Origin of the sequence: Candidatus Odyssella thessalonicensis L13 (assembly GCF_000190415.1) — a bacterium.
Taxonomy (GTDB): Bacteria; Pseudomonadota; Alphaproteobacteria; order Paracaedibacterales; family Paracaedibacteraceae; genus Paracaedibacter; species Paracaedibacter thessalonicensis.
On sequence record NZ_AEWF01000001.1, the window covers coordinates 24,697 to 48,445 of the forward strand.

The window sequence follows — 23,749 nt, forward strand, 5'->3', positions numbered from 1 at the left end:
TGGTGTTGTTGTCTTTTATCATTTATAGAATCTCTCTTATGGCTGCCAGTTAATTGATATAAGCGGAGCAGTGAAATGAGGGGAAATTAGCGATCTAACCTCTAGATTATCTTTGCATTGATGGCATTTATTATGACAGGTGCCAGTCGATAGTGATAGATTGATAATCTTCTCAGTGAGTTGACTAAAATTGAAAGCTGCTTTAATCCTAAGGCTGGAAAGAATAAATAGAAAACTAATAAAGTCCAAGTAAGGAAACAAAAATGAACAAGAAAACCATAATACCTCTTTGTTTGTATATACTAGCATCCAGCCACTCCGCTTATGGAGCAACACGGCTTACCATAGACCAAGTCAGAGAAATTATGGATACGAATATGAAGCAAGAAGCTATAGAGCAGGATCAAGCTTTAAGAAATAGCTTAGAACAGCAATTATTACATTCTATAATACCCCCTCAAGTTATTGATAAATTCAAAAATAATATTTTAAATTTCACCTTTAATATTGATAAGCTTGATTATCTCCATAATGTCAGTCTAGATATTATCAAAGCCTATAAAGGCATAGCATTAGACTTCTCATTCTCTTTTCCTACCGAGAACCTTCCAAGAGAGGGAGTCTATAAAGATATTGTTTATCATCTCACGGATAATCTTTATGTAAGACTTTCGCTTATGCATTGTTACTACATTGATCAAGCTGAGGAATATGTTGCTTCAAGGCATTACATTCAGGCACGCGATTTTTACAAGAAAGCGGTACGCCAACTAAAAAAATCTTTTCATCTAAGGGAGCGAGATCTAGATGCTAACTTTACTTTTATGGTGATTTCAAATACTCTGTTTAACTCAGTTCAGAAAACAATAAAAGAAATATTAGAAGTTGAGATTGTTAATCCGTCTCTTATAGAAGCCGAAGACAGAGCTAATCAGAGGGATTATGCAGCAGAGCTTTATAAAACTTTGGCCCGGGTAAGACGCGCTCATCCCTTCTGGTATATCAATGATGTCTTAAATTTGGCGACTTATAATTTTAAAAAGATGAGATATAATGAGGCTTTGTACTATATTTCTGAATTTCTTCGATTAGTGATGAGTGACGAAAGGATAGTCGACTTGCCTAGCCCCATTACTTATTATGAAGCTTTAAGAATTATGGCACATTGCTATTGGAGGTTAGGCAAGCATGATTTATCAAGAGATGTTGCAAACAAGGTATTGAGGGAAGCAGATTCCAACATTTATAAAGCAAACGGAGTTTTTAATATATACCTTGCCCTTGCTGACGCGAAAGTGGGTAAGTGGCTAACCTCCTTAAAATACTTTGAGGAGTTTTGTAAAGCTGAGGCTCATTGGAAAGGTCAGAATATTCTTAACGAAGAAGATAACATCTTAATAGTTGAATTGCTCCTAAATACTTCGCGTATAAATGATAAGCATGATAAGAGTATCTCGCAGCTGTTGGCATCTGATAATAATAGTACTTTGGCGCAAGAGCTTGCCTATGTTAAAGCCAGGATAAAGGCAAATAAGAAAGAGAAGTATTTGCAAACGCTGAAACAAAGATATCTCGCTCCATTTGCTGATCTTCTATATGCGGAAGCAAAAAATATTTTTACTGGCTTAGAGCAAGAATACCAAAAGCTTTGGGATAAGCTATCCTTAATTAATCTACATAACCTTGAAGATAAATTTAAGAAAGTTGATGCCTATTTTAACGAGGCTCATGAATTATATCAAAGCTTACAGAATCTTAAGGATCAGCAAGATTACCGCACTAAGATGGCTTTGCTTAGAGTCAGGTTAGGAGAGCTGAAATTACTAAGAATTAGATTTCAAGCTGAAGCTTTGATTGTTTCTTCGCACTTCAAAATTAAGAGAAAAAAGACCATAGGCTTAGAGGGGGTGGAATTACCGGGGCTGACCACTATATCTCAAAATGATGCAAGAATAAATGATAGAGAGATCAGAGAAATTGTCGAGCATCAAAAAGCAGAATGGGAGCAGCAGAAGCTATTAAGACAGGAAGAGCGTAGAAAAGCACGCTTTGAGCTGCAGCAGCAATATTTGAAAACTTTAGAGTATTTAAAAGGCAGTCAAGCTCCCTTACAGCCAACCAGGGCCCCTCAAATTCCCGCTTTAAAAACGATAAAATCTTTTTCAGGCAAATTGGCGAAGCAAGTCTGGCTAACCAGAGACTGTGGAGAGGTGCCCTTCTCGGTCCACCAAATGTTACAAGCTCTGAATGAAGCCAAGAGTACCTATCAGTTGAAATATCTTTTAACACCAGGTACCAAATTAGAAATCTTAAAAGGGGAGCGTAAAGGACAGTTAAGTTTGCGAATCAATGATGTTTACCGTTTATGCTTTCAATGGATGAGCGGAGAAGGGGCCTACGGCGTAGAGATAACCCAGCATTATAAAACATTATGATTGTCAGCCCCTTGCTTAAGATTAAGCCATATATCGACCTGTTTTTTTTAGCCTTTAAAGACAAGGTGTCTCAATTTTAGTGCTCTGAGGCTTATGTTTCGATTAGGGGAGGCTCGCTCCCTTATTCAAGGAATTATCTCTTCAATCCTCTCAGATAATAGCCTGTATTGATGAATTCTTACTAATTGTGAAAAAACACTCTTTAAGGAAACACTCTCATAAGGCTTGCTTTTCCTCCTTAAACTTATAAAGGAATGCTAGCGCGCTTGTGAGAAAGATATAGCTCAAGCTGAAACCAAGAGTCTGGCCTATCTCAATAATGATAATTCTTATCATAAAACTTACGCTCAACTGTAAGCCATTAGAGTAATTAGCTATCGAATTACTGCTTTCTACCAAATTATTAGGAAGCAAAGATTCTATTGCTGCAGAACTGTAACATAGTAAGAAGCTTATTATGGAGAAGACTACTGTTATTAAGGCAGCAAAAATCCATAAGTAAACAATTGACTTTGTATGACCTTGGGTTAAGCGCCAATACTCTGTATACGCATCTTTACGCTTGTCGGCCGCTAATACTGGTAATAGATAGGATAACCTTATGAAGGCATATAAAGCGATAATCACAAGTATTGTGCCTACCCAGAAAATGGAAGGCCTCGCCATAATAATCCCAATTTGTTTTCCAGCTGAAAGAGGGACTATACCTTTAAGTTGAAGGCAGGTCATTATTAGGGACAGTAGCAACGGCAAGGCTATAATAAGTGAGTAGCGGAGAATGTTGAGCTTAATAATTTTTCCTACCCCTGGAGGAGAAAATCCTTGCCATAAATTCGTGTTCAGCTCTTCTTTTAAAATAATATGCCGCATTAAACAGGTATCAGCCCTCGCCATAAGAAGGATTGGTAAAATAATTCGTATGAATTCTATTATATTCATACCTAAAAGTGCTAAAGGCTCTGGAAAAGCATGAGGTGGGGCCTGAAAAAGGTTTAGAAATAACCAATATTTCGGTAAATCAAGCAGGAAGATCAGGGCAAAGAGCTTGCCGCAGAGAACCAATAAATTTTTCCATTCATCTTTCCAGAATAATAAAGTATTCTTGAGAACCGGGGCCTTAATCTTATCCATTAATTAATTTCCTTTAGAGCTCAGCGAGAAAGCATCTTTTAACTTATACTGGTCCAATTTAATCATAAAAACTAGCTTATCTCTAGGGAGAAGAAAGTACAATTTGTACACCTTCTTCTAATCTTCAGCAGATCTTCTTTAATTGTCTTCCTTATTCTATCGAGTGAGGTTACCCTTGTATTTCAAGGCTTAAAAGCAGTAATCTTTAAATAAGATAGGTAGAATGATGGATGAAATAAGATGACTCAGCTGCTTGTTAATAGTGCGGTATTAAGGTGTAATTATGGCCAGTCGCCATGTAACTTAATTGTCGCACCCCCGGCAGTGACGGGCTGCGGTAATCCGATGGCCAATATTATGGATTTTACGCCTGCCAATGTGCCTGGTTTTAATATGTGTAGCAGTCTCGGCAATCCCGCAGTGATCGCTAATGCGGGGGCGCCCGCTTCTTGTGCGCCCGCCATAACGGGACCCTGGGCGCCTGGTAAACCGGCCATCTTAGTTCGTAATATGCCTGCTGTGGACACAACATGTATCTTAACGTGCGCTTTTGGGGGAACCATTAGCGTCGATTTTGCTGGACAATCAACTGTCATCGGCACGTAGATATCGTCCCAGATAATCCCAGTTATTAATAGTTTATTAGTCAGCTTGAAAAAGCTGCTTATTTATGTTGGTGACAGGGGCTTCTTATTGTGCATCTTAATCCCCCCTGACTAGTTTTAGTTTTTACCTTAAACCTTCTTTAACCTTTATTTGAGATTCTAGAACTATAGGAAACATAAAACATTTTTGTGATGCTTTATATTGATCCCAGTAAATCTAGGAAATTTTTTAAATCACAATGGGGAAATCCCTTTAGAAGGTTCCGCAAGGCCGCGTTGCCTATTTTAGTCTCAGGAATGGGTGCTTTCATCATTATTGTCGGGCTGTTTGCTCTGTTCCCCTCAATAGGCAATGAGGGTGGGGGAAGTTACTCCATTATACTCCACACAGTCTTTGCGGTCATATTAGGTGTAGCCATCGCATTTCTCGGGCATCTTTGGCAGCTTAAGTCTTTAAGTCAATTCCAAACGATCAAAATTAGAGTGCGCAACAGAAAGTAGAGGCAAGGTTAAGATGCGACCATGGATGAAAGCTGCAGTGGTATTTTTGAAGACAAGCGTGACGATATTATCCTGCTTGTCATTGGCAATTTATGGAGGCTACAGCTGGGGGCTGCTTGATTTCAATACTCAACTGCAACCCATGGTGGATTTAAGCTTAATTATTGCCATACTGGCGGGATTAATTAAGACTACTCGCGATTTTCCTACAGATTATGACCTTTTGCCTCCCGATAACAGCATGCTGATGCCAGCTAGAGTTTTACCTTCTAACCATTCTAGGAAAGCGCCACCCGCCGTCGACGTATAGGTAAATTGAGCACCGACGCCGGCTTTGTTTAAGCAGGCTAAAGTATCACCACCGCCGGCAACGCTAATCAATCCGTTGGTTTGCGTCTTAGTCGCTATATACTGCGCTAGTGCCACAGATCCTTTATCAAAAGGAGGCACTTCAAATACCCCTACAGGTCCGTTCCAGACGATGGTTTTACAGTCATCAATGGCCGCTTGAATTCTTGTGACGGTGCGAGGGCCAATGTCCATAATTTTAAAAGACTCTTCAGGACAAACGTAATCTTCTGGCAAAATAAGGGTGCAATTGTTGGTTTTAGCTTTATTGATAATTGCTTGGGCCTGGGGAACGAGATCGGGCTCCGCTAACGACTCGCCGATATCTTGACCTTGGGCCAGAAGGAATGTATTCGCCATTCCGCCACCCAAAACTAAATAGTCAACTTTTGAAATTAAATTTGTTAATAATTCTAACTTTGTCGACACCTTGGATCCACCGGCAATCGCCATTACCGGACGCTTAGGCGTTGTAAGAATCGATTCTAACGCTCTCAGCTCAGCTTCCATAGCGCGGCCGGCAATGACGGGTAAGTAATCGCCAATTCCAACCACTGAAGCATGGGCACGATGAGAGCAAGAAAAAGCATCATTAACAAATAAATCACCCAGACGGGCGAGGTGTTCCGCAAAGGCCGGGCTGTTCTCTTCTTCACCGTCATGAAAGCGTAGATTCTCTAGCACCACAACGCCCCCATAGGGGGTATGTCTGATGGCAAAGGCGGCAGCCTCTCCGATACAATTATCCGCAAAGCTGACGGGACAGCTGAGATGTTGTTTGAGAATACGGGCAACAGGCGCAAGGCTTAGCGCGGCGCTGGCTTGCCCTTTAGGGCGTCCAAAATGGGATAAAATGATCACCTTTGCTTCTTTATCGAGGAGCTCTTTGATAGTTGTTAAGGATCGAACAATACGGGTTTCGTCGCTAATGTGCTGATTTTTAACAGGAATGTTTAAATCTAGTCTAACAACTACATTTTGTCTGGTGACATTAACGTGATCTAAGGTTAAAAATGATGACATAACTTTTAAAACTAATTAAGTGTTTTAACTTAGATTAAACAAAAATCATAGAAGACGTAAAGTGGCCAAAATAGAAAACTTAGAATCATTTAGCCTTTCTCTCCTGTCGGGCCCAACCCGGGTTATGGGAATCATCAATATCACTCCCGACTCCTTTTCTGGTGATGGCCTAATGCAGCATGCGGATGTCATCGAGAGGGCAGTGGCGCAGGCAGAAACCTTTATTGGCCAAGGAGCTGATATTCTCGATATCGGTGGTGAGAGCACACGCCCGGGGGCAGTTGCGGTGGCATTAGAGGAAGAATTGTCAAGAGTTGTTCCGGCCGTGGCGGCGATCCATCAAAAATTTCCCGATATCCTCATTTCGATTGATACCACAAAAGCTGAGGTGGCACGTGCCGCTATTGCTGCTGGGGCTGCAATAATTAATGACGTGAGTGGTTTATTGATGGATCCAGCGATGGTTAGTGTCGCCTTAGAGGCCAATGTACCGGTTATTATTATGCATTCGCAAGCCGCGGAATCGGTCTGTCAGTTTGACGCTCTTGATCCATTGAATAGGAGCGGGCGTTCAATTGATGTTGAAGTCGCGAGCGATTTGGATCGGATGGCCATACATGCTATTAGCCATGGGCTAACGCGTCACCATATTATTTTGGATCCAGGGATTGGCTTTGCAAAAACCCCTGAACAGAACTTGCTGCTCATTTCTCAGCTTGACCGCATTCGTAGCCTAGGTTATCCGGTCTTACTTGGGGTGTCGCGGAAATCATTTATCGGTTATGCTACCGGTGATCCTGTGGAAAAGCGTATGGCTGGCAGTATAGCTGCTGCTACCATCGGGGTTATGAAAGGGGCGCAAATTGTTCGGGTCCATGATGTGGCAGAGACAGTGCACGCGATGAAAGTTGTCGATGCTATCCGCATGGCTTCGTAGGAAAAGCCATGCAGCCATTGGTGCAAGAAATACCTTATCAAGACCCAGTGGCCCTCTTTGCTATTTTTCACACCCACGTGGGCGCCATCTTCCTAGATAGTGCTAATTCAGCATCAGAATGGGGTAGGTATTCTTTTATTGCTGTCGATCCCTGGTTGATCTTGCGAGAAACTTATCAACCAGAGGCGGTTAAGCCTTTAGATATTCTTCAACGTCACTTAGATTACTACAAACTAGAGACGATTGCCGGGTTGCCTCCTTTTCAAGGGGGGGTGGCCGGGTTTCTGTCCTATGAATTGGCCGCTAGTCTTGAGCGTCTACCGAAGGCCGCCGAGGATGATCTCAAGTTTCCCGACATGATGATGGGATTTTATGATCTGGTGATAGCCTTTGATCACCATCAACTTAAAGCCTGGATATTCTCAAGTGGCTTGCCCACCGGCGAGAGCGCGCGTGCCCAGCAACGGCTGCAATGGCTGCTAGAACAGATTAGTCTTGCCGCGCCGCCTGGGGAAGAAAGCAATGATTTTACGGTGAGGGATCTTTCTAATGCTTTTGAGGAAGCTGCTTATTGTCAGCAGGTGCGCAAAGTCATTGATTATATTTATGCAGGCGACATTTACCAAGCAAACTTATCACGGCGCTATGAAGCCTGTTATCAAGGTGATCCCTTTATCCTTTATCGACGCTTAAGACAGACCAACCCAGCACCTTTTGCCGCTTATATTCAGGATAAAGAGCATACCATTTTAAGCGCCTCTCCCGAAAGGTTTTTAAAGCTAAAGGGGGGTTGTGTTGAAACCAAACCCATTAAAGGAACAAGTCCACGCGATTTAAGTAACCTTCACCGTGATCAAATCCTGGCGCAGCAATTAGCGGCCTCCGAAAAAGACCGTGCAGAGAATTTAATGATCGTTGATTTGATGCGTAATGATTTATCGCGGGTTTGTCAACCGGGCAGTGTCCAGGTGCCCAAATTGTTGGAAGTTGAATCTTATGCTACTGTTCATCATTTAGTCACGACCGTAACAGGCGCTCTTGAGAAAGGAAAGTCGGCCATCGACCTCTTGCAAGCAACCTTTCCGGGGGGATCAATTACGGGAGCCCCTAAAATTCGGGCGATGCAAATTATTGCGGAATTAGAGCCTACTTACCGCGGCGTTTATTGTGGCTCTATCGGTTATATTGGCTTTGATGGGACCATGGATACCAGTATTGTTATAAGGACCTTTTTGGTAACGCGGGACAAGCTCACCTTCCAGGTGGGAGGCGGGATCGTCACTGACTCTCAGCCTTTGGCGGAATATGAAGAAACTCTCGTTAAAGCGATTGCCCTAAAAAAGGCGCTTAATCCATGATCTTAATGATTGATAACTATGATTCTTTTGTTTATAACCTTATCCGTTATTTTCGTGAACTGGGTGCTGCCATAACTGTTGTTCGCAATGACGAGGTAACGCTTTCTCAAATTAAGGCGATAGCGCCTTCCCATTTAGTTATTTCGCCGGGTCCTTGTTCTCCGAGTCAAGCCGGTATCTCGCTTGAGGCCATCCAGCAATTTGCCGGCAAGATCCCTATTTTGGGTGTGTGTTTAGGCCACCAAGCAATTGGGCAAACGTTTGGAGGCAATGTCGTTCGGGCGCTGGCTCCTGTTCATGGTAAAGTACAGGGAATCACTCATCAAGGAGCTGGCTTATTTCTAGGGGCACCGCAGCCGTTATCTGTGACGCGGTATCACTCGCTTGTGGTCGACAGATTAACTTTGCCCGGCTGCTTAGAGATTACAGCTGAATCAGTGGACGGGGAGATTATGGCACTGCGCCATCGTCAGTTGCCTGTTGTGGGGGTGCAGTTCCATCCGGAAGCCGTACTTACAGATTTTGGTCATGGGTTACTGAAGAATTTCCTCGAGGGGGAGATGTAGATGATTGTATATCTTAATGGAGAATATATTGACGCCTCCCAAGCCACAGTGAGTATAAAGGATCGGGGGTTTACTCTAGGCGACGGCCTTTTCGAAACGCTTTATTATGATGGACGTAGTATTGAGTGTTTGAAGCCCCACTTTGAGCGGCTGAACAAAGGGGCTCAATTATTTCAGATTCCCTTTAACTTGCTGTTTTCAGAGTTTAAGGACACCCTTCTAAAGCTGATAGACCATAATCAGCTTCAAGGGATAAGTGCGGCCTTACGTTTTACCCTTACCCGCGGGCCCAGTGAGCGGGGCATACAGCTGCCAGAGACAGTGATACCGACCACTTTGGCGACAGTTGTCCCCTATCAACGGCGCTCATCTCTTTTGCACTTGGGCTTTTCTCAGTATTGCTTTCAACAAGCAGAGCCGCTATGTAGCGTTAAACACTTAGGCTACCAGCTCGCTATTTTAGGGCGCCTTGAGGCTGATCAGCGTGGACTAGATGATGTGTTGTTCTTTAATCGCCAGGGATACCTTGTCGGGGCCAGTACAGCTAATGTCTTTGTTTTTAAAGGCGGGCAGCTAATCACTCCCCCCTTAACCGATGGATGTTTGCCTGGTATCATGCGCGGTAAAATTATTGCAGAGATGTGTAAAAGCAAGACGCCTGTTCGAGTGGATCATCTTACACGACAGGACGTCGAGGTAGCTGAGCGAATATTTTTAACCAATAGTCTTATTGGGTCCGTTCCAGGGGTTATGGCGTAATCTAGCTCATACTCGTCTTTTGTTGGCTTTTAACCCGTTCAATTTCTTCTTTAACTTTAAGTTTTTTCTTTTTCATCTCATGCAGGTGAGTTTCGCTGACAAAAGCGCGTGTTTCTATGCGCTGGATCTCTTTATCCAATTTACCATGCTTGTTTATAAGCGCATCAATATGGGATTGAATGTTCATGTGAGCCTCCTTTATAGTCTAATATACTATATGGTATATTTTTTTAATAAGTCAAATACTTGCCCTTTTAATTTTCTCAATTAGACTTGTTATCGAGTGAATAAACTAAAAGGACAATTACAGAATAATTAAAATTTTAGAAAAAGGAGGCGTTAAAAATAACTTTAGCTTTGCCTTCCAATTATATTTTACCATCTTTCTCTGCCATTCTTTTATTACAACGAGAAAAAAAATCCTGTAATCAACCGATAGGTTATAAATAAATTAATTTAGAGGTTATTTAGGAATGTAAATATTACTTGTTTTTTAAATTAATTATTTTTTATTAGATATTTTATAACTATGTTTACTTTCTAAACTAGGGCGCTCATAAAATAAATTGAAGTGGCGACGAACATATGTTACAAAAATAGAACTATCTATTATAAGAAAATAATTTTGTCTGCTAAAATAGCAGGTTGGTGTTTTATGTCTTTGCGTCATATATTGATGGCGATTTTTATAGCTACGATCTGGGGCTTTAACTTTATTGCAGTCAAAGTGGGTTTAAATGAGATGCCTCCTTACCTTTACGGAGCGGGAAGATTTTTCATTGCCGCTTTGCCCTTTGTATTTGTCCCCAAACCGGCTGTTTCTTGGCCGCTGATTCTGGCGGTAGGCATAACCTCAGGAGTCCTTAAATTTACTTTAATGTTCATGGGGATCCATTACGGAATGGGGGCAGGGTTGGCCTCTTTGGTTTTACAAAGCCAAGCGTTTTTTACCGTATTGTTCTGTGTTTTAGTTTTTAAATCGCGGATCCGATTTAACCAAGTTATGGGAATGCTTATTGCCGCAGCAGGAATGATGCTGATCGGCTGGAAAATGCAAGCCCAAAGCTCTGTTTTAGGTTTCTCATTAATCATTGCCGCCGCAGTGTCATGGGGGATTGTTAATATTCTTTACCGCAAAGTCGGCCAAGTGGATATGTTTGCATTAACTGTATGGTCTTCTGTGGTGCCCCCTATCCCTATGTTATGCTTAAGCCTTTACTGTGATGGCTATGAAGCTGTTGCCACGTGCCTCACCTCCATGTCAGCCTTAGGGTGGATTTGTTTAGCGTACACCGCTTGTATTTCCTCGTGGGTGGCCACCACCTTATGGGCAGTTCTGATCCGCTCTTATGATCCGCAAAGAGTTGCTCCATTTTCGATGCTCGTTCCAGTCTTTGGCATGGGGTTTGCGAGCTTATTCCTTGATGAAAGGTTGACTCTTTTAACTGGAGTAGCAGCGATCCTAATTTTTACAGGTCTTATTATAACGCAATGGCGAAGCAAGAAAATTCCTAGAAAAGTAATAATTGCTGATGCTAAGACTTTACCTTTGCCTGATCTAGAGCATCAAAAAGCAGCTTAGAGAGGGGAGTAGGGTGCAAGGAGAGGCATAGCGCTGCCTCGGCGTCCCTTAATAATGCAATCTTTATCTTACTGTGAAGCTTTCGCTTAAGTAATTCTTACCAGCTGGTAATGTTAAATTTCTAACTGAAGGGTGTCCCTGCGAGGAAACTCTAAGTGAGAATAATCCCTGTATTTGTGTTAGGGGTTGGATAGGGGGCGCTTAGGCTTATATAAAGTCCCCGCTAAGACCGCCTTAATAATGGAAATATCAACAAGAAGAGTTTAGATTTTCTTATTCTATTTGGGCGCAGGTTTGTGTCAGTGTCAATGTGGAAGAGGGTGGAGAAGCAGCCTTGTGAAGGCCGCCTTAAGCTTGAATACTATTTCTTGTCATCATAAGGATTCTTGCCACCGCGCACAAATATGCGAATTGGTATACCATCTAATTTGAAATCTTTGCGTAGATTGTTAATTAAATAGCGACTATAGCTATCGGGCAGCTGACTTGCTTGCGAGGCAAAAACAGCAAAGGTAGGCGGTCGGGTTTTAGCCTGGGTCATATATTTCAAGCGAATCCGTCGGCCATTAACAGCAGGGGCGGGATGGTTTTCAGTTACATATGATAACCATTTATTCAGCTGGCCTGTGGAAATACGCCGATTCCAGGTCTCATAAATGACCATAACTGCATCCATTAGTTTCTCTAACCCTTTGCCATGCTGAGCAGAGATGGGAATGCATGGAATCCCCCGGGCTTGGGTCAGTTGATTGTCTAATTTCTCTTGGATGGATTTGAGCAAAGTTGATTTATCATTCACTAAGTCCCACTTGTTTAAAGCTAGGACTAAGGCTCGGCCTTCAGAGATAATATCATAGGCAATAGTCAGGTCTTGCTTTTCAAAAGGGCAGGTGGCGTCTATGACTAAGATCACAACTTCAGCAAAATTAATGGAGCGTTGTGTGTCCATAACAGCAAGCTTCTCAGAGGCTTGATCGATGCTTCGACGCCGCCGTAGGCCGGCAGTGTCAATCAAATCAATGGGACGGCCTTGATAATTCCATTCAATTGTAATGGCATCCCGGGTTACGCCAGGCATATCTGCCGTTAAAAGCCGTTCTTCACCGATGAGCTTGTTAATGAGCGTCGATTTACCTGCATTTGGACGACCGGCGATAGCTAACTTGAGCGGTTTTAACGAGCGAGATTTTTCTTGGTCCAGCGATTCTTCGGCGTCTGCCTCGTTTTTTTCTTCTAAGTCATCAGTGTCAGCTTGAAAATAAGGAGCCATATATTCATAAAGGTCATACATCCCTTCACCGTGCTCGGCAGAGATGGCGACAACCTCGCCCAGCGCTAACCCCATAGCTTCAGAATAACCTACTTCACCATGACGACCTTCGCATTTATTTGCCACCACAATGACCGGCTTATTGTGCCGCCGTAACAAATTGGCCAAGTCACGATCATAAGGAGTAATGCCTTCACGCGCATCGATAAGGAATAGCACTAAATCTGCTTCCTCAATCGCCACTTGCGTCTGCTCAAACATGCGTTTGGTTAGAATCGAGGTGTCAGGATCTGCTAAGCCGGCGGTATCAATAATCCTAAAGGATAAATCATAGAGTTTGCCGTTTGTTTCCTTTCGGTCCCGTGTCATGCCAGGCATGTCATGCACCAACGCTAACCGCTTGCCGGCAAAGCGATTAAATAGAGTTGATTTCCCAACATTCGGGCGGCCGATAATTGCAATTTTTTTCATTGTCGTTAGCTTTTGTTTGCCATTAATTGGGAGTCGGAAGAAAAGGTCTTCCCACTCCAAAATTCATTTTGTTTTTTATCCGTAAACAGTTACTTGGCCACTGTCAGATAATACTAACAGCTTGCCATCCACCACAATGGGTGACAGGCTGAGCTTATCACCATGGTCGAGCACTGAAATTTCTTGACCATTAACGGGGTTAATAAATACGATTTGGCCATTCGAATTTGTCAGAATGAGTTTGCCGCCTGCCAAGACCGGTCCCGCCCAAAGGGCTTTTTCTTCTCCGGCCCGATTTTTAAGGGCATGAGCCCAGATAACTTGGCCACGAGCTGTGTCTAAACAGACCAAGTCATTATCATTATTAATCATAAATAGGTAACCTTGCACAACAGCTGGGGTGCGCAGGCCGCCAATATCTTTTTGCCAATGCCGCTGCCCACTGGTAAGGTCAAAGGCGGCCATCCGCCCACCATGACTGATGGCGTAAACCTTATTATGGTGAATGACCGGACGGGCTCTAATATGGCTAATACTTGACAAGGGATCAAAGGCGGTTGCAGGGTTGAGTGCTTCTGCCCATAGCTGCTGGCCATTGCTGGCTGACAAAGCATAAAGTTCACCCGTAGAATAAGGGATGATAATTTTATCCCCTTGAACTGCTGGTACACCGCCTCCTAAAAGACCTGTGGCCTCCGGTAAGCCAATATGATTCCATTTGATGGCGCCACTTTTAGCGTCCAGGGCATAGGCTTCATTGGCAACGTTGACAATAATAACCTGACCGGCCGCAAGAGTGGGGGCAATTCTAATAGGGGTCTGTAAAGACTGCTTCCAGAGCTGCTTTCCAGTTCGAGCATCCAGGGCTAAAATGTCACCAAAAGAGGTGGTAGCAAAAATTGCCCCAGAGCCAGCGCAAAGGCCGCCCCCGAGAGCGTTTGCCTCTTCTCCTTCAGGAACGGTCGCGACAACCCATAACTCTTTGCCGCTGTCCATGGACAGAGCGCTCACCTTTCCATTGGTATCCATCGCAAAAATAGTGTTATTGCTAACAATTAAATTTGAGACCATCCTTTTATGGCTATCATTACCGGCGCCAATAGAAGTAGACCAAAGCTTTTTTAAGTTTTTATTGAGAGCTAAGTTATCTAAAGAATGGTTTAAAGATCCCCCAGGAACTGCCCAATCTTTGTTCTTAGTCTCTTGGGCTAAAGAAAGTGACGCTCTGCCATTCGCTGTTTCAGGCTTCACTGTTGCCTCTTGTACAAAGATACTTTCACGTTTGCCAGGCAAAGGGGCCTTTGAAGAGAAGGTATCACAAGAAGCAAGGGCCAAAGCTGAGCTTAAGAGTAAGAGTTTTCTAGTCATTGGTACACCATTTAATTGTATTCATTCTATTTATGGAAGATTACTCACAAAAAAGCAAGTTTGACGGCAATTGTTGCCACAACTGGAGCTTTAACGGAGGACAGCACTCCTCCAATTTTTTAGGGAAAATCATCGAAAAAAGATCACTTCCGCGCAACACAGGTATTAAGGAGAAGTAAGAATTATCAACTCTCTTGATCTTCTCTGCGGCTTTAGTGATATCCGATAGAGACTATATTGGCAGAACTGGGAAAGGGTAACGTTTAAAGTTTTACCGCCTCCCGCCTAAGCTTGTAATCCTTATGTTAGGTGTTGAGATAGGGTTGTAATTCTGGTAATTCCCACCATTCTTCAGCCCATGCATTAAACCTATTCTCGCAAGCTAAGAAATATTTTGCAGCTTTCTTAAAGTTCGGTCCTTTATCAGCGGATTGGGGGGTGCGGTAATAGAGATACCCAAGTTTTATTCTCGCTTGATCAGCAAGGCGTTTGGCTGTTGACCTTTCCGCAAAATTCCATAGCATTTCCTCCTCTGTTGCAGGTTCTGGTGTGTAATGAGTTTTCAACTCTTCTACATTTGCGGTATTATTAGATTCCGCAATTGGAGCACTTAATTGCTTCAGTGCCTTAGAGGAACTAACGTAAAGCGATAATGTCTTATAAGGGGGATTAATAGCAAAGTTAAGCATAAGTTCATACGTATCAATCAAATCCTTGATCGCTTAATCTTCTAAAGTAAAAGACGCTGTTAAGCCTTTTTCTTTAAAGCTGGCCGCCTGGTATAAATACTTTCCAAGAGCCTCGATATTTAACTCGTGCTGATGAGCTATAATGAACTTGTGGCTTTTCGCATAATACTCTCATGCGCTCTGAAGCAAGGAGCGATGAGTCCCCATTTTCCCTTCAGAAATGGCAGTTTGAGCGCGTCTTTCGTAAAGGCCGCTGATATAATGACAACTTTCCAAATAAATTGTTGGGTCTTCTCCTCCGAGCGTCTCATACTGATCCATTACGTAATGAAGCCAGTTAATAGTGCCCTGAAGATGGGGGTCTTCGATCGGCAAGCCGCTGCCGGGTAAAGCTGTCTGATATAATAGAGAAGCACCAAAGGCAAATACCCATCTGATTTAAGTCGGAAGTTCATCATTTTGAGCTATAGATTGCAAGACGCGTTCTGCCGTTAAGAATTGCTGAGAAGAAATGTCTTTAAATCTGGGCAAGTCTGCATCTGAAAACAAGAGTTGGGCGATGAATGGCTGGAGAAATTTACTTCTTAAGCTAGGTGTTAATTTGATCTCATTAGAAGGGAGAAGAGGAGTGATATACTCTTCTACAACCTGCCTTAGATCATCATAAATGATTTGTGTAGTTTTATCTCTTTCATTGAGTAAATTTTTTAGTTTGTCCATACTCTGATTAGAGCAATCAATTAACTTGTTTAGGGGGGCTGTCCGGGAAACTGTTATATTTAAATCTGAAATGCCGTCAAGGTCGGTGGCAGTGGGATGTTGGTCCATACTAAATAAAGGCGACACTAAGCTTGGTAGCAGAACAGTAGAAATGAAAAAAATACGCTTGGCTAATTTTAGATAAGGTTGCTGGCTAACCATAATTGTTCCTTATAGTTTTATAGTAAATTGATAATTGTTTTCTAGCAAATTTATCCATAACTTACGGCCTGTCCGGAATCAACAGTATTCTGTGAGTTAGCTTTTTCAAAGTAAAACCTATCCGGAAGATCATGATGTAAGTGCTCTATAAATTGTCAAGGCACAAAAAAGAGTAAGAAAAGCTTGGAAGGCACTGATCTTTTTAGCAGATTTGATCAGTAATCACTGCGCTGACTTGTTCTCGCAAGGAAACACTCGCTGACCCAGTGCTTGCGATATTCTTTTAACGTTCGCCTCTCTGGGGCTTTGCTTCCTTGTTCTTGTGGTGGGAAGTAGCCCAAATTTCCTTCAGTAAGCCAATCTGATAACTTTTTTAGATGTACACAGAGTCTTGAATTGACCATCTGAGTAAATGTTGTCTTTTGGGGCGAGGAAAAAATATTTCAAAAGGAATGCTCTTTAAATTAAATTCTGTAGTCTTTTATCTTTAAGAGATTAATTTTGAGATTTAACGAGCATATAAAAAAAGGAGAGATTTAATATCTCTCCTTTTCTCATTTACAGTGTCTTTAAATACAACTTACGCTTCAGCTACTGCTGCCTCGTCTGCTGCATTGCTGTTAGAAGTCTTAGCTTTCTTAATTTCAACTGCCGCTTCTTCTTCAGAACGAGATACCACAACGCTAACGTAAATGGAAACTTCTGGATGAAGAACAACACGAGCTTTATGAATACCAAGCGTCTTAATCGGAGCATCAAGCTGTACTTGAGTACGTGCAATACCATAGCCGTCTGCTTTTAGGGTGTCAGCAATGTCAGCATTGCGAACGGATCCATAAAGATGGCCGGTTTCGGACGCTTGACGGATAAGAGTAATGGTGACATTATCCATCTTCTTAGCGACAGCTTCGGCTTCATCACGGCGCTTTAGGTTCTCAGCTTCCAAATGGCTCTTTTGGCCTTGGAAAAATTCCAGATTAGCTTTGGAGGCGCGTAAAGCTTTTTTCTGAGGCAACAAGAAGTTACGGGCATAGCCATTTTTTACTTCAACGACATCACCCATTTGACCGAGTTTTTCGACGCGTTGTAATAGAATAATTTGCATATCAAAATTCTCCGTTCGGCTTAGTCGTTAACGTATGGCATGATTGCCAGATAACGAGCGCGCTTAATCGCCGTGGCCAGCTCACGTTGTTTCTTGGTGGAAACAGCGCTAATACGGCTAGGGATCATTTTCCCACGCTCAGACACAAACTTGAATAGTGTTTTTGCATCTTTGTAGTCAATTTTCATTGCGCCTTCGCCGGTAAATGGGCAAGATTTACGACGACGGAAGAACTGACGACGTTGTGGTGCAGCTCTTTCTTGTCTTTCTTGGTTTCTATCGTTATCTCTTGCCATTATGCATTCTCCGTCGCTGCTGGTAACAGGTCATCCTGATCATCATCATAACCGCGGTTACGATCAGGGTTGAAATTCTTCTGTTGCATCAAAGGTGATGGATTAGGATCATGTGCTTCAACTTTGATGGTCAAATACCGAAGAACATTTTCGTTCAACTTCATCTGACGCTCAACTTCTTTAACAACATCAGCTGTCGCTTTGATGTTCATCAGAACATAGTGACCTTTTGTGTTCTTCTTAATCGGGTAGGCAAGGGAACGCAAACCACAGAATTCTGTCTTTGCAACTTCGCCACCGCTTGTGCGGATAATTTGGGTATAGTCCTGAGCCAAGAGTTCGACCTGATTCGGGGTCGCATCCTGACGGACGATAAATACTGTTTCATACAGTTTCATTGGTACTCCTTATGGATATAAACTTGCTTATCAAGCTAAAGCCAAAACCTTGAGGTTCGGGCAAGGAGAGAAATTTAAATTCTTATGAAGATAAAAAACTCTAAAAAACACTTTACTGCTTTTTAAGGAAATATACAAGGACTTGTAAGCATTTGCAAAGATTTTCATAATAATACCATAGAATTGGCATTAAGGAGGCGTGAATGGGACGCAGCTATAAAGCAGAAAATAAACTAGCAAGGTTAATGGAAAGTACGATCGTCCATTATATTATTGGGTCTTTGGTTATTGCTAATGCGTGGGTGATTGGTGCGCTAACTTTCTATAAACCTGAAGAGCCCATGTACCAATTTTTAATGGCTGCAGACAAGATAATTTTAGGGTGTTTTCTTGTTGAAATTGGCCTTAGATTGGCCGCAAATGGTCTGTCGTTTTTTCGCACCCCCTGGAATGTATTTGATTTTATCATTATTGTCGGCTCAGCGCTTCCGTTGGGAATTAGTAGCGAGATCTTAAGAGCCTTACGGGCGCTGCGGCTGTTTTATTTTATTGAAGTATCGGCCCGGATGCGCCATGTGGTGCAAGGATTTTATAAATCCCTGCCCGGGATCAGTAATGTTTTTGTGCTAATGATGATTCTCTTCTTTACGTTTAGTTTGATTGGAATCCTATTATTTCCCCAAGCGCCTCGTTTTGCCGATGTGGGCTCTTCATTTCATACTCTGTTTCAAGTTTTAAGTGGCGACGATTGGTACAATGTTCTACGAGATGTAACAAAATATTATCCGTATGCCTGGGTTTATTTTTATCTGTTTTATATCATTATGGTCTTCGTCATTCTGAATCTATTTATTGGTGTGGCGGTCAGTGCTTTGCAATCCGCTGAGGAAGAGCTGGATGAGGATAAAGCAGAGGAGGATGTGGGAAAAATATTGGCTGAGATTAATGGGCGGCTTAAAGCTATTGAAACAAAGTTAAAATAGAACTATGTTGGTTATGCTGCCCAGTTTGACAGGTCATGAATCCCCGGACCACAATTGATTCTTAATAGGGCTGTCCCTGTTCAGGCCGTGGTCTGAATATAATGGCTCTAACCTGTAGATAGCAGGTCGCGAGAGGATCATAAAATTCCATCGGCTGGGTGGCACCATTCTTATCAAAGCCTCCTTATTCATCCCTTATAGCACCCTTTCTTAACTTTAAGCTCTTTTATGTTAATTATTTATAATTTTATTTAATTATGTTTAATTTTTTATATAAAATTAAACATACAAGTGTTGTCTCGATTAAGTTATTGTTTTTGAGGGGTATTTTATGGCTAAAGTTGCTGTTGTGACCGGGGGAACCCGCGGTATAGGTGCTGCGATTTCAATGGAACTTCATAGAGGGGGATATAAGGTTATTGCCAACTATGCTAGTAACGATGCAGCGGCGCAAGATTTCGCTAAACAGCATGGTATCGAGGTGATGAAGTGGGATGTTGGAAACTATGAGGCGTGTCAAAGGAGTCTTGCCAGTATTGAAGAAAAGTATGGAGCAGTTGATGTTTTGGTCAACAATGCAGGCATCACCCGCGATGGATTTATGCATAAGACGACGCCTGAGATGTGGGAAGCGGTGATTACGACAAACTTAACTTCCTGCTTTAATATGGCCCATTGTGTTATCAATGGCATGAGGTTGCGGGGGGTTGGGCGGATTATCAATATCGCTTCTATTAATGGACAGAAAGGTCAGATTGGCCAGGTCAATTATTCAGCTGCTAAAGCCGGTGTTATTGGCTTTACAAAAGCACTGGCATTAGAGTGCGCTAATAAAGGGATTACCGTCAATGTAATTGCCCCTGGCTATATTGATACGGATATGGTTAAAGCTGTTCCTCAAAACGTATTAGACAGCATTATTGGGCAAATTCCGGTCGGGCGTTTGGGAACTGCAGAAGAGATCGCCCATGTGGTCAACTTTTTAGCCGGCGAAGGGGCGGGCTTTATTACGGGTTCTACTATTACGGCAAATGGTGGTCAGTATATGGTGTAAGCATTAGCAATTCATTGCTGATCTTACAGAAGAAAATACCCGGACAAGTCCGGGTTTATTATTTTATAGGGTAGTAAGGCACACTTTAAAAAAAGAAATAGCCGCCTGTGTTTATGGTGATCCTGTTCTGGAGCCACCTTTGGTGGCAATCTTACCAAAGTTACTAAAGACCTCTCTTAAAAGGCCAGTCTGATGACCCGCTGACGGCGTTTCACGTTTCACTGGATTGATTTCCCGGGCGTGTTCGCCTTTGCGCTCGACAACTTTAGAGACGATATTCGCGTCATTGAAGGAAACTTCGTAAGTTGTAAGCTCTAGAGTTTGAGGTGTTAAGAAAGCTTTTGTTTCTGTTTGTTTGGAAATATAAAACCACGTTTCAGGCTTAAAAGCACTCACTGTAGAAGGGCTGCCATAGGCTTCCTCTACCGTTTGCTTAGTGCTTTTCCCAGGGATGATTTTGTTGAAGTCACGATTGTCGACTTCATAGCCTCTATTATCAACAGTAGGACTGCAGCTGCCTAAAAGAAGCGCTAAAATAACAGTAGGAATAGCCAGATGATTCATTGTATAGTATTCTCAAATAGAATATTTAGTTTCTTTTAATGATTTTGCACGTGCTTGTCAAAAAGTCAAGAATTGTGTAAGAAGCGTGAGTCAGAATGTTCGGTAAATCACCTAAAATAAACAATTATTTAGCTGCTGTTAGTCTGTATCAAGCCTGCGTGGAAAAGGCACGCGATCCGCGTTATTATACAGATTTTTCTATTGAAGATCAGGTGCTTGGCCGTTTTGAGATCCTATCTTTGCAGCTTTTTTTAATGCTGCGCCGCTTAAAAGAAGAAACTTCCAGCGTGGCTAAAAGCTTAAGTCAGGAAATTTGTAATCTATTTGTGGCCGATATGGATCACAGTTTGCGCAATGTGCGCTTATCAGAGAAAAAAATTGATAAAAGTTTTAAACGGTTCATTGAGGGTTTTTATGGGCGGCTGGTCGCCTACGATGAAGGCTTAGAGGAGGGAAGCCTGGATAAAGCTATCTTAAAAAACATCTATGATAATAATCTAGCGTATCAAGAGATAGCAAAGAATCTAGCTGAAGAAGCAACAGGGCTCCTAAATATCCTGCGTCAACAATCAAACGTTAATAATTTAAAATTTACAGGGGGAATGGATGGCGCCAGAATTTAGTCGGATCTTTAATCTGGATAAGATCGGCCAGCTGGATTATGTCTATGATATAAAAGCAACACCCGAAGAGTTAGCTGCGCTAGCAAAACGATTTAACTTAATAAGTATCAGCAGTTTAAATGCGTCATTTGTTATGCGTAGAGCTCGTAAGCGAGGTGAGTTTGAAGTGGTGGCACGAGTGGTCTCTGATGTCATCCAGGCTTGTATTGTTACCTTAAAAGAAATACCCGACCATTTAGAATTTGAATATAAGTTGCAGCTGGTCGAAGGGGATGAGGATCGTTTCCATGATGATCTTGACTGGCATGCTGAAGCTGAAAAAGAATATGATTTAGAGTTTTATCAAAATAATGAGATCGATTTAGGCGAAATCACATCACAGTATCTCTCTTTAGAGCTTAATCCCTATCCGCGAGCCGATGTAACGGTGGAGGATGCGGATCTGCCGGAAGATTACGGTAAAGCCAATCCGTTTACAGTTCTTGATATTCTAAAGCGGCAGTCGTGAGTGGTTCTATTATCTAGAGGCGATCTTTAATGAATAGTCCTGAAATCCAGCTATTAATTCAACACTTAAGCAAGCTTCCCGGGTTGGGGCCGCGTTCTGGGCGACGGGTAGCGTTACATTTGTTAAAAAAGCGTGAGAAAATTTTTCGTCCCTTAATTCAGGTGATGGCCGAAGCAGAGCAGAAAGTTAGAACGTGCCATATCTGTCATGCTTTGGATGCAAGTGATCCCTGTACCTTGTGTACAGACCCTAAAAGAGACCCCCATCAACTTTGTGTGGTTGAAGATGTAGCGGACTTGTGGGCCTTGGAACGAGCTAACACTTATCGGGGCGTCTACCATGTCCTTGGAGGGGTGTTATCGGCGATTGATGGTATTGGCCCTCAACAGCTGACAATTCAAAGTTTATTAGACCGCGTCGCAAAAGGAAGCGTTCATGAAGTCATCCTGGCTCTTAACGCGACTGTCGATGGGCAGACCACGATTCATTATTTAATTGAGCAGCTTCGAGAGCATAAGATAAAAATTACCACCTTAGCGCATGGGGTGCCGATCGGCGGAGAGCTTGATTATCTGGACGAAGGGACCCTTTTTACGGCTTTTCAAGCGCGTCGGAGTGCTGAATGACGCGCTTATACTATCCTGAGCCTCTATCGAAGGATGCGAGAATTGTTTTACAAGAAGACCATGTTCATTATCTGCGTAATGTTCTGCGTCAGCAAGTCGGCGATCAGGTCAATATATTTAATGCTCACGATGGTGAATGGCACGGGCACATTTCTACCCTTACTAAATCACACGCAGAGATTAGCCTGCAGCAGCAAGTGCGTCAGCCAGAAGGTGAATCGCCAATTATGTTGCTCTTTTGCCCCCTTAAGCACGATCCCACCCATTATCTAATTGAGAAGTGTACGGAAGTGGGTGTGACGGTTTTTCAGCCCATTATTATGGAGCGGGGCAATATTCATAAAATTAATCAGAACAAATTACAACGCATTGCCATTGAAGCCGCCCAGCAATGTGAACGCTTATCCGTTCCTGAAGTGCGAGAATTGCGACCTTTACGAGACGTATTAAAAGATTGGCCTGAACAGATCAAGCTGTCTGTATGTGCTGAACGAGCTTTTACCGATAAGCAACGGTTGCCCTTTGCAGAAGATCTTGCCAATAACGTGCCGGCTGAGCGTGAGGGTCAGTCTAGAGCTGTAACTTTGGCGAGCTTAATTGGTCCGGAAGGGGGCATTCACCCCCAGGAAATTGAATTATTATCCAATTATCCTTTTGTGCAATTTGTTAGCTTAGGCAAGAATATTCTTCGCGCCGAAACTGCCGCTGTCGTGGCTGCTACCAAAATGGTGCTTGGGTAATGACTGCAAAGACTCTAAAATAGAGACTGGTTTATTGAAAAATTGAAGGAGGAATAAACATGCCACATACGTTACCACCACTGCCTTATGATATGTCAGCGCTTGAGCCCCATATTACGGCGAATACTTTATCCTATCACCATGGCAAGCATCACCAAGCTTATGTGACTAATCTCAACAATCTGCTTCAAGGTCATGCTTTAGAAAATGCTAGCCTTGAAGACGTCATTATGGCCGCAGCAGGTAAGCCAGACATGGCGGGAATCTTTAATAATGCCGCTCAAGTCTGGAATCATACTTTTTATTGGAACTGCATGAAGCCAAATGGCGGCGGCCAACCTTCAGCAGCTTTTAAAGCTAAAATTGAGACTGCCTTTGGTAGTTGGGAAAAATTCTTGGCTGACTTTAAACAAGCCGCAGTGACCCAATTTGGTAGCGGCTGGGCTTGGTTGGTAAAAGATGCCAGTGGAGCCCTAAAGCTGTTGAAAACAGGGAATGCGGATTTACCCATGGCCCACCAAATGACTGCCTTATTAACCTGTGATGTTTGGGAGCATGCCTATTATCTAGACTATCAGAATCGCCGTCCTGATTACGTGGAGACCTTCCTTAACCACTTGGTTAACTGGGATTTTGTTGAAAGCCAGATGTAAAAAGAGGGGGAGTGATTTCCCCTTTTTCGCTCTTTAAAGGCTTGTCTTCTAACCCAAAGGAGTTACCATTCATGCTACTGGGTACGCCTCTGATTAGTGCTGATACTTAAAATAGAGAAATCGGATAGCTTTTTAAAGGGGGGAGCCGGGAAAGCGATTATTAGCTTGTTATTATTGAACGCTCTGGTTTTCTTATTAAATAGCTCATTGTCTGATTTGTGATTTATTAGCTTAT

At 42.6% G+C, this 23,749-nt stretch carries 26 protein-coding genes and 1 other RNA gene; 15 read left to right on the plus strand and 12 right to left on the minus strand.

Going from position 1 to position 23,749, the window contains the following annotated elements; translation table 11 throughout:
- Positions 1 to 263: 263 nt before the first annotated feature.
- Complete coding sequence (locus HMO_RS16345; protein ID WP_010296987.1) at positions 264 to 2,435, plus strand: type II toxin-antitoxin system RelE/ParE family toxin; 2,172 nt, start codon at positions 264 to 266, stop codon at positions 2,433 to 2,435.
- Positions 2,436 to 2,651: 216 nt separating this feature from the next.
- Here HMO_RS16345 and HMO_RS0100145 read toward each other — a convergent pair whose 3' ends face one another.
- Positions 2,652 to 3,566, minus strand: a complete 915-nt coding sequence (locus HMO_RS0100145; protein ID WP_010296989.1) for a hypothetical protein — start codon at positions 3,564 to 3,566, stop codon at positions 2,652 to 2,654.
- Positions 3,567 to 3,806: 240 nt separating this feature from the next.
- On the opposite strand from HMO_RS0100145, the gene HMO_RS0100150 reads away from it, so the two are divergent.
- Positions 3,807 to 4,172: a DUF4280 domain-containing protein gene (locus HMO_RS0100150; RefSeq protein ID WP_010296990.1), complete on the plus strand. Its 366-nt coding sequence runs from the start codon at positions 3,807 to 3,809 to the stop codon at positions 4,170 to 4,172.
- A 713-nt stretch (positions 4,173 to 4,885) separates the two neighbouring features.
- Here the strand turns inward: HMO_RS0100150 and HMO_RS0100165 are convergent.
- Positions 4,886 to 6,043, minus strand: a complete 1,158-nt coding sequence (locus HMO_RS0100165) for a phosphoglycerate kinase (protein WP_010297002.1) — start codon at positions 6,041 to 6,043, stop codon at positions 4,886 to 4,888.
- 61 nt (positions 6,044 to 6,104) lie between these two features.
- Between HMO_RS0100165 and folP the strand changes: the two genes are divergently transcribed.
- From folP to HMO_RS0100185, 4 genes are read left to right on the plus strand one after another with little or no spacing between them, the layout of a single operon-like run.
- The gene (gene folP / locus HMO_RS0100170) at positions 6,105 to 6,980 is read left to right on the plus strand and encodes a dihydropteroate synthase (RefSeq protein WP_010297005.1); all 876 of its coding nucleotides are present in this window, start codon (positions 6,105 to 6,107) and stop codon (positions 6,978 to 6,980) included.
- Positions 6,981 to 6,988: 8 nt separating this feature from the next.
- Positions 6,989 to 8,338 (plus strand): aminodeoxychorismate synthase component I, encoded by a 1,350-nt coding sequence (gene pabB / locus HMO_RS0100175; RefSeq protein WP_010297008.1) that lies wholly within the window; start codon positions 6,989 to 6,991, stop codon positions 8,336 to 8,338.
- Complete coding sequence (locus tag HMO_RS0100180) at positions 8,335 to 8,904, plus strand: anthranilate synthase component II (protein ID WP_010297010.1); 570 nt, start codon at positions 8,335 to 8,337, stop codon at positions 8,902 to 8,904. The genes pabB and HMO_RS0100180 overlap by 4 nt, the downstream gene beginning before the upstream one ends.
- A complete protein-coding gene (locus HMO_RS0100185; protein ID WP_010297014.1) occupies positions 8,905 to 9,663 on the plus strand; it encodes an aminotransferase class IV in 759 nt (252 codons plus the stop codon).
- Position 9,664: 1 nt separating this feature from the next.
- Here HMO_RS0100185 and HMO_RS0100190 read toward each other — a convergent pair whose 3' ends face one another.
- The gene (locus HMO_RS0100190) at positions 9,665 to 9,850 is read right to left on the minus strand and encodes a DUF465 domain-containing protein (protein ID WP_010297017.1); all 186 of its coding nucleotides are present in this window, start codon (positions 9,848 to 9,850) and stop codon (positions 9,665 to 9,667) included.
- A gap of 468 nt (positions 9,851 to 10,318) precedes the next feature.
- Here HMO_RS0100190 and HMO_RS13275 point away from each other — a divergent pair, with 468 nt between their 5' ends.
- Complete coding sequence (locus HMO_RS13275) at positions 10,319 to 11,245, plus strand: EamA family transporter (protein ID WP_010297020.1); 927 nt, start codon at positions 10,319 to 10,321, stop codon at positions 11,243 to 11,245.
- Between the two features lie 361 nt (positions 11,246 to 11,606).
- Here HMO_RS13275 and der read toward each other — a convergent pair whose 3' ends face one another.
- From der to rpsF, 8 genes are all read right to left on the minus strand, one after another.
- Positions 11,607 to 12,986, minus strand: a complete 1,380-nt coding sequence (gene der / locus HMO_RS0100200; RefSeq protein ID WP_010297024.1) for a ribosome biogenesis GTPase Der — start codon at positions 12,984 to 12,986, stop codon at positions 11,607 to 11,609.
- Positions 12,987 to 13,061: 75 nt separating this feature from the next.
- Positions 13,062 to 14,354 carry an outer membrane protein assembly factor BamB family protein gene (locus HMO_RS0100205; protein WP_010297025.1) on the minus strand — a complete coding sequence of 431 codons (1,293 nt, stop codon included), beginning with the start codon at positions 14,352 to 14,354 and terminating at the stop codon, positions 13,062 to 13,064.
- A 305-nt stretch (positions 14,355 to 14,659) separates the two neighbouring features.
- Positions 14,660 to 15,064 carry a hypothetical protein gene (locus HMO_RS0100210; protein ID WP_139016787.1) on the minus strand — a complete coding sequence of 135 codons (405 nt, stop codon included), beginning with the start codon at positions 15,062 to 15,064 and terminating at the stop codon, positions 14,660 to 14,662.
- Positions 15,065 to 15,214: 150 nt separating this feature from the next.
- Positions 15,215 to 15,418, minus strand: coding sequence for a hypothetical protein (locus tag HMO_RS16700; RefSeq protein ID WP_139016788.1), 204 nt, complete (start codon positions 15,416 to 15,418; stop codon positions 15,215 to 15,217).
- Positions 15,419 to 15,481: 63 nt separating this feature from the next.
- Positions 15,482 to 15,964: a hypothetical protein gene (locus HMO_RS0100220; RefSeq protein ID WP_010297034.1), complete on the minus strand. Its 483-nt coding sequence runs from the start codon at positions 15,962 to 15,964 to the stop codon at positions 15,482 to 15,484.
- A 580-nt stretch (positions 15,965 to 16,544) separates the two neighbouring features.
- A complete protein-coding gene (gene rplI / locus HMO_RS0100225) occupies positions 16,545 to 17,069 on the minus strand; it encodes a 50S ribosomal protein L9 (protein ID WP_010297040.1) in 525 nt (174 codons plus the stop codon).
- A gap of 20 nt (positions 17,070 to 17,089) precedes the next feature.
- Positions 17,090 to 17,365 (minus strand): 30S ribosomal protein S18, encoded by a 276-nt coding sequence (rpsR, locus tag HMO_RS0100230; RefSeq protein ID WP_010297042.1) that lies wholly within the window; start codon positions 17,363 to 17,365, stop codon positions 17,090 to 17,092.
- Entirely contained in the window at positions 17,365 to 17,763 is a 399-nt protein-coding gene (gene rpsF, locus HMO_RS0100235) for a 30S ribosomal protein S6 (protein ID WP_010297045.1), read from the minus strand. The genes rpsR and rpsF overlap by 1 nt, the downstream gene beginning before the upstream one ends.
- A 203-nt stretch (positions 17,764 to 17,966) precedes the next feature.
- Here rpsF and HMO_RS13280 point away from each other — a divergent pair, with 203 nt between their 5' ends.
- From HMO_RS13280 to phbB, 3 genes are all read left to right on the plus strand, one after another.
- Positions 17,967 to 18,746, plus strand: coding sequence for an ion transporter (locus HMO_RS13280; protein WP_010297048.1), 780 nt, complete (start codon positions 17,967 to 17,969; stop codon positions 18,744 to 18,746).
- Positions 18,747 to 18,756: 10 nt separating this feature from the next.
- Positions 18,757 to 18,915, plus strand: a non-coding RNA gene (gene ssrS / locus HMO_RS15995) — 6S RNA.
- A gap of 162 nt (positions 18,916 to 19,077) precedes the next feature.
- Positions 19,078 to 19,800 carry an acetoacetyl-CoA reductase gene (phbB, locus tag HMO_RS0100250; RefSeq protein WP_010297050.1) on the plus strand — a complete coding sequence of 241 codons (723 nt, stop codon included), beginning with the start codon at positions 19,078 to 19,080 and terminating at the stop codon, positions 19,798 to 19,800.
- A 111-nt stretch (positions 19,801 to 19,911) separates the two neighbouring features.
- Here the strand turns inward: phbB and HMO_RS0100255 are convergent, their stop codons facing one another.
- Positions 19,912 to 20,364 (minus strand): outer membrane protein assembly factor BamE, encoded by a 453-nt coding sequence (locus tag HMO_RS0100255; protein WP_010297053.1) that lies wholly within the window; start codon positions 20,362 to 20,364, stop codon positions 19,912 to 19,914.
- A gap of 95 nt (positions 20,365 to 20,459) precedes the next feature.
- Here HMO_RS0100255 and HMO_RS13285 point away from each other — a divergent pair, with 95 nt between their 5' ends.
- From HMO_RS13285 to HMO_RS0100280, 5 genes are read left to right on the plus strand one after another with little or no spacing between them, the layout of a single operon-like run.
- Positions 20,460 to 20,987, plus strand: coding sequence for a ubiquinol-cytochrome C chaperone family protein (locus tag HMO_RS13285; RefSeq protein WP_010297056.1), 528 nt, complete (start codon positions 20,460 to 20,462; stop codon positions 20,985 to 20,987).
- Positions 20,971 to 21,495: a DUF177 domain-containing protein gene (locus HMO_RS0100265; protein WP_010297059.1), complete on the plus strand. Its 525-nt coding sequence runs from the start codon at positions 20,971 to 20,973 to the stop codon at positions 21,493 to 21,495. Before HMO_RS13285 ends, HMO_RS0100265 begins: the two co-directional genes overlap by 17 nt.
- 29 nt (positions 21,496 to 21,524) lie before the next feature.
- Positions 21,525 to 22,121, plus strand: a complete 597-nt coding sequence (gene recR / locus HMO_RS0100270) for a recombination mediator RecR (RefSeq protein WP_010297062.1) — start codon at positions 21,525 to 21,527, stop codon at positions 22,119 to 22,121.
- The gene (locus HMO_RS0100275; protein WP_010297064.1) at positions 22,118 to 22,861 is read left to right on the plus strand and encodes an RsmE family RNA methyltransferase; all 744 of its coding nucleotides are present in this window, start codon (positions 22,118 to 22,120) and stop codon (positions 22,859 to 22,861) included. The genes recR and HMO_RS0100275 overlap by 4 nt, the downstream gene beginning before the upstream one ends.
- Positions 22,862 to 22,920: 59 nt before the next feature.
- Positions 22,921 to 23,514, plus strand: coding sequence for a superoxide dismutase (locus tag HMO_RS0100280; RefSeq protein WP_010297066.1), 594 nt, complete (start codon positions 22,921 to 22,923; stop codon positions 23,512 to 23,514).
- Positions 23,515 to 23,749: the final 235 nt, after the last annotated feature.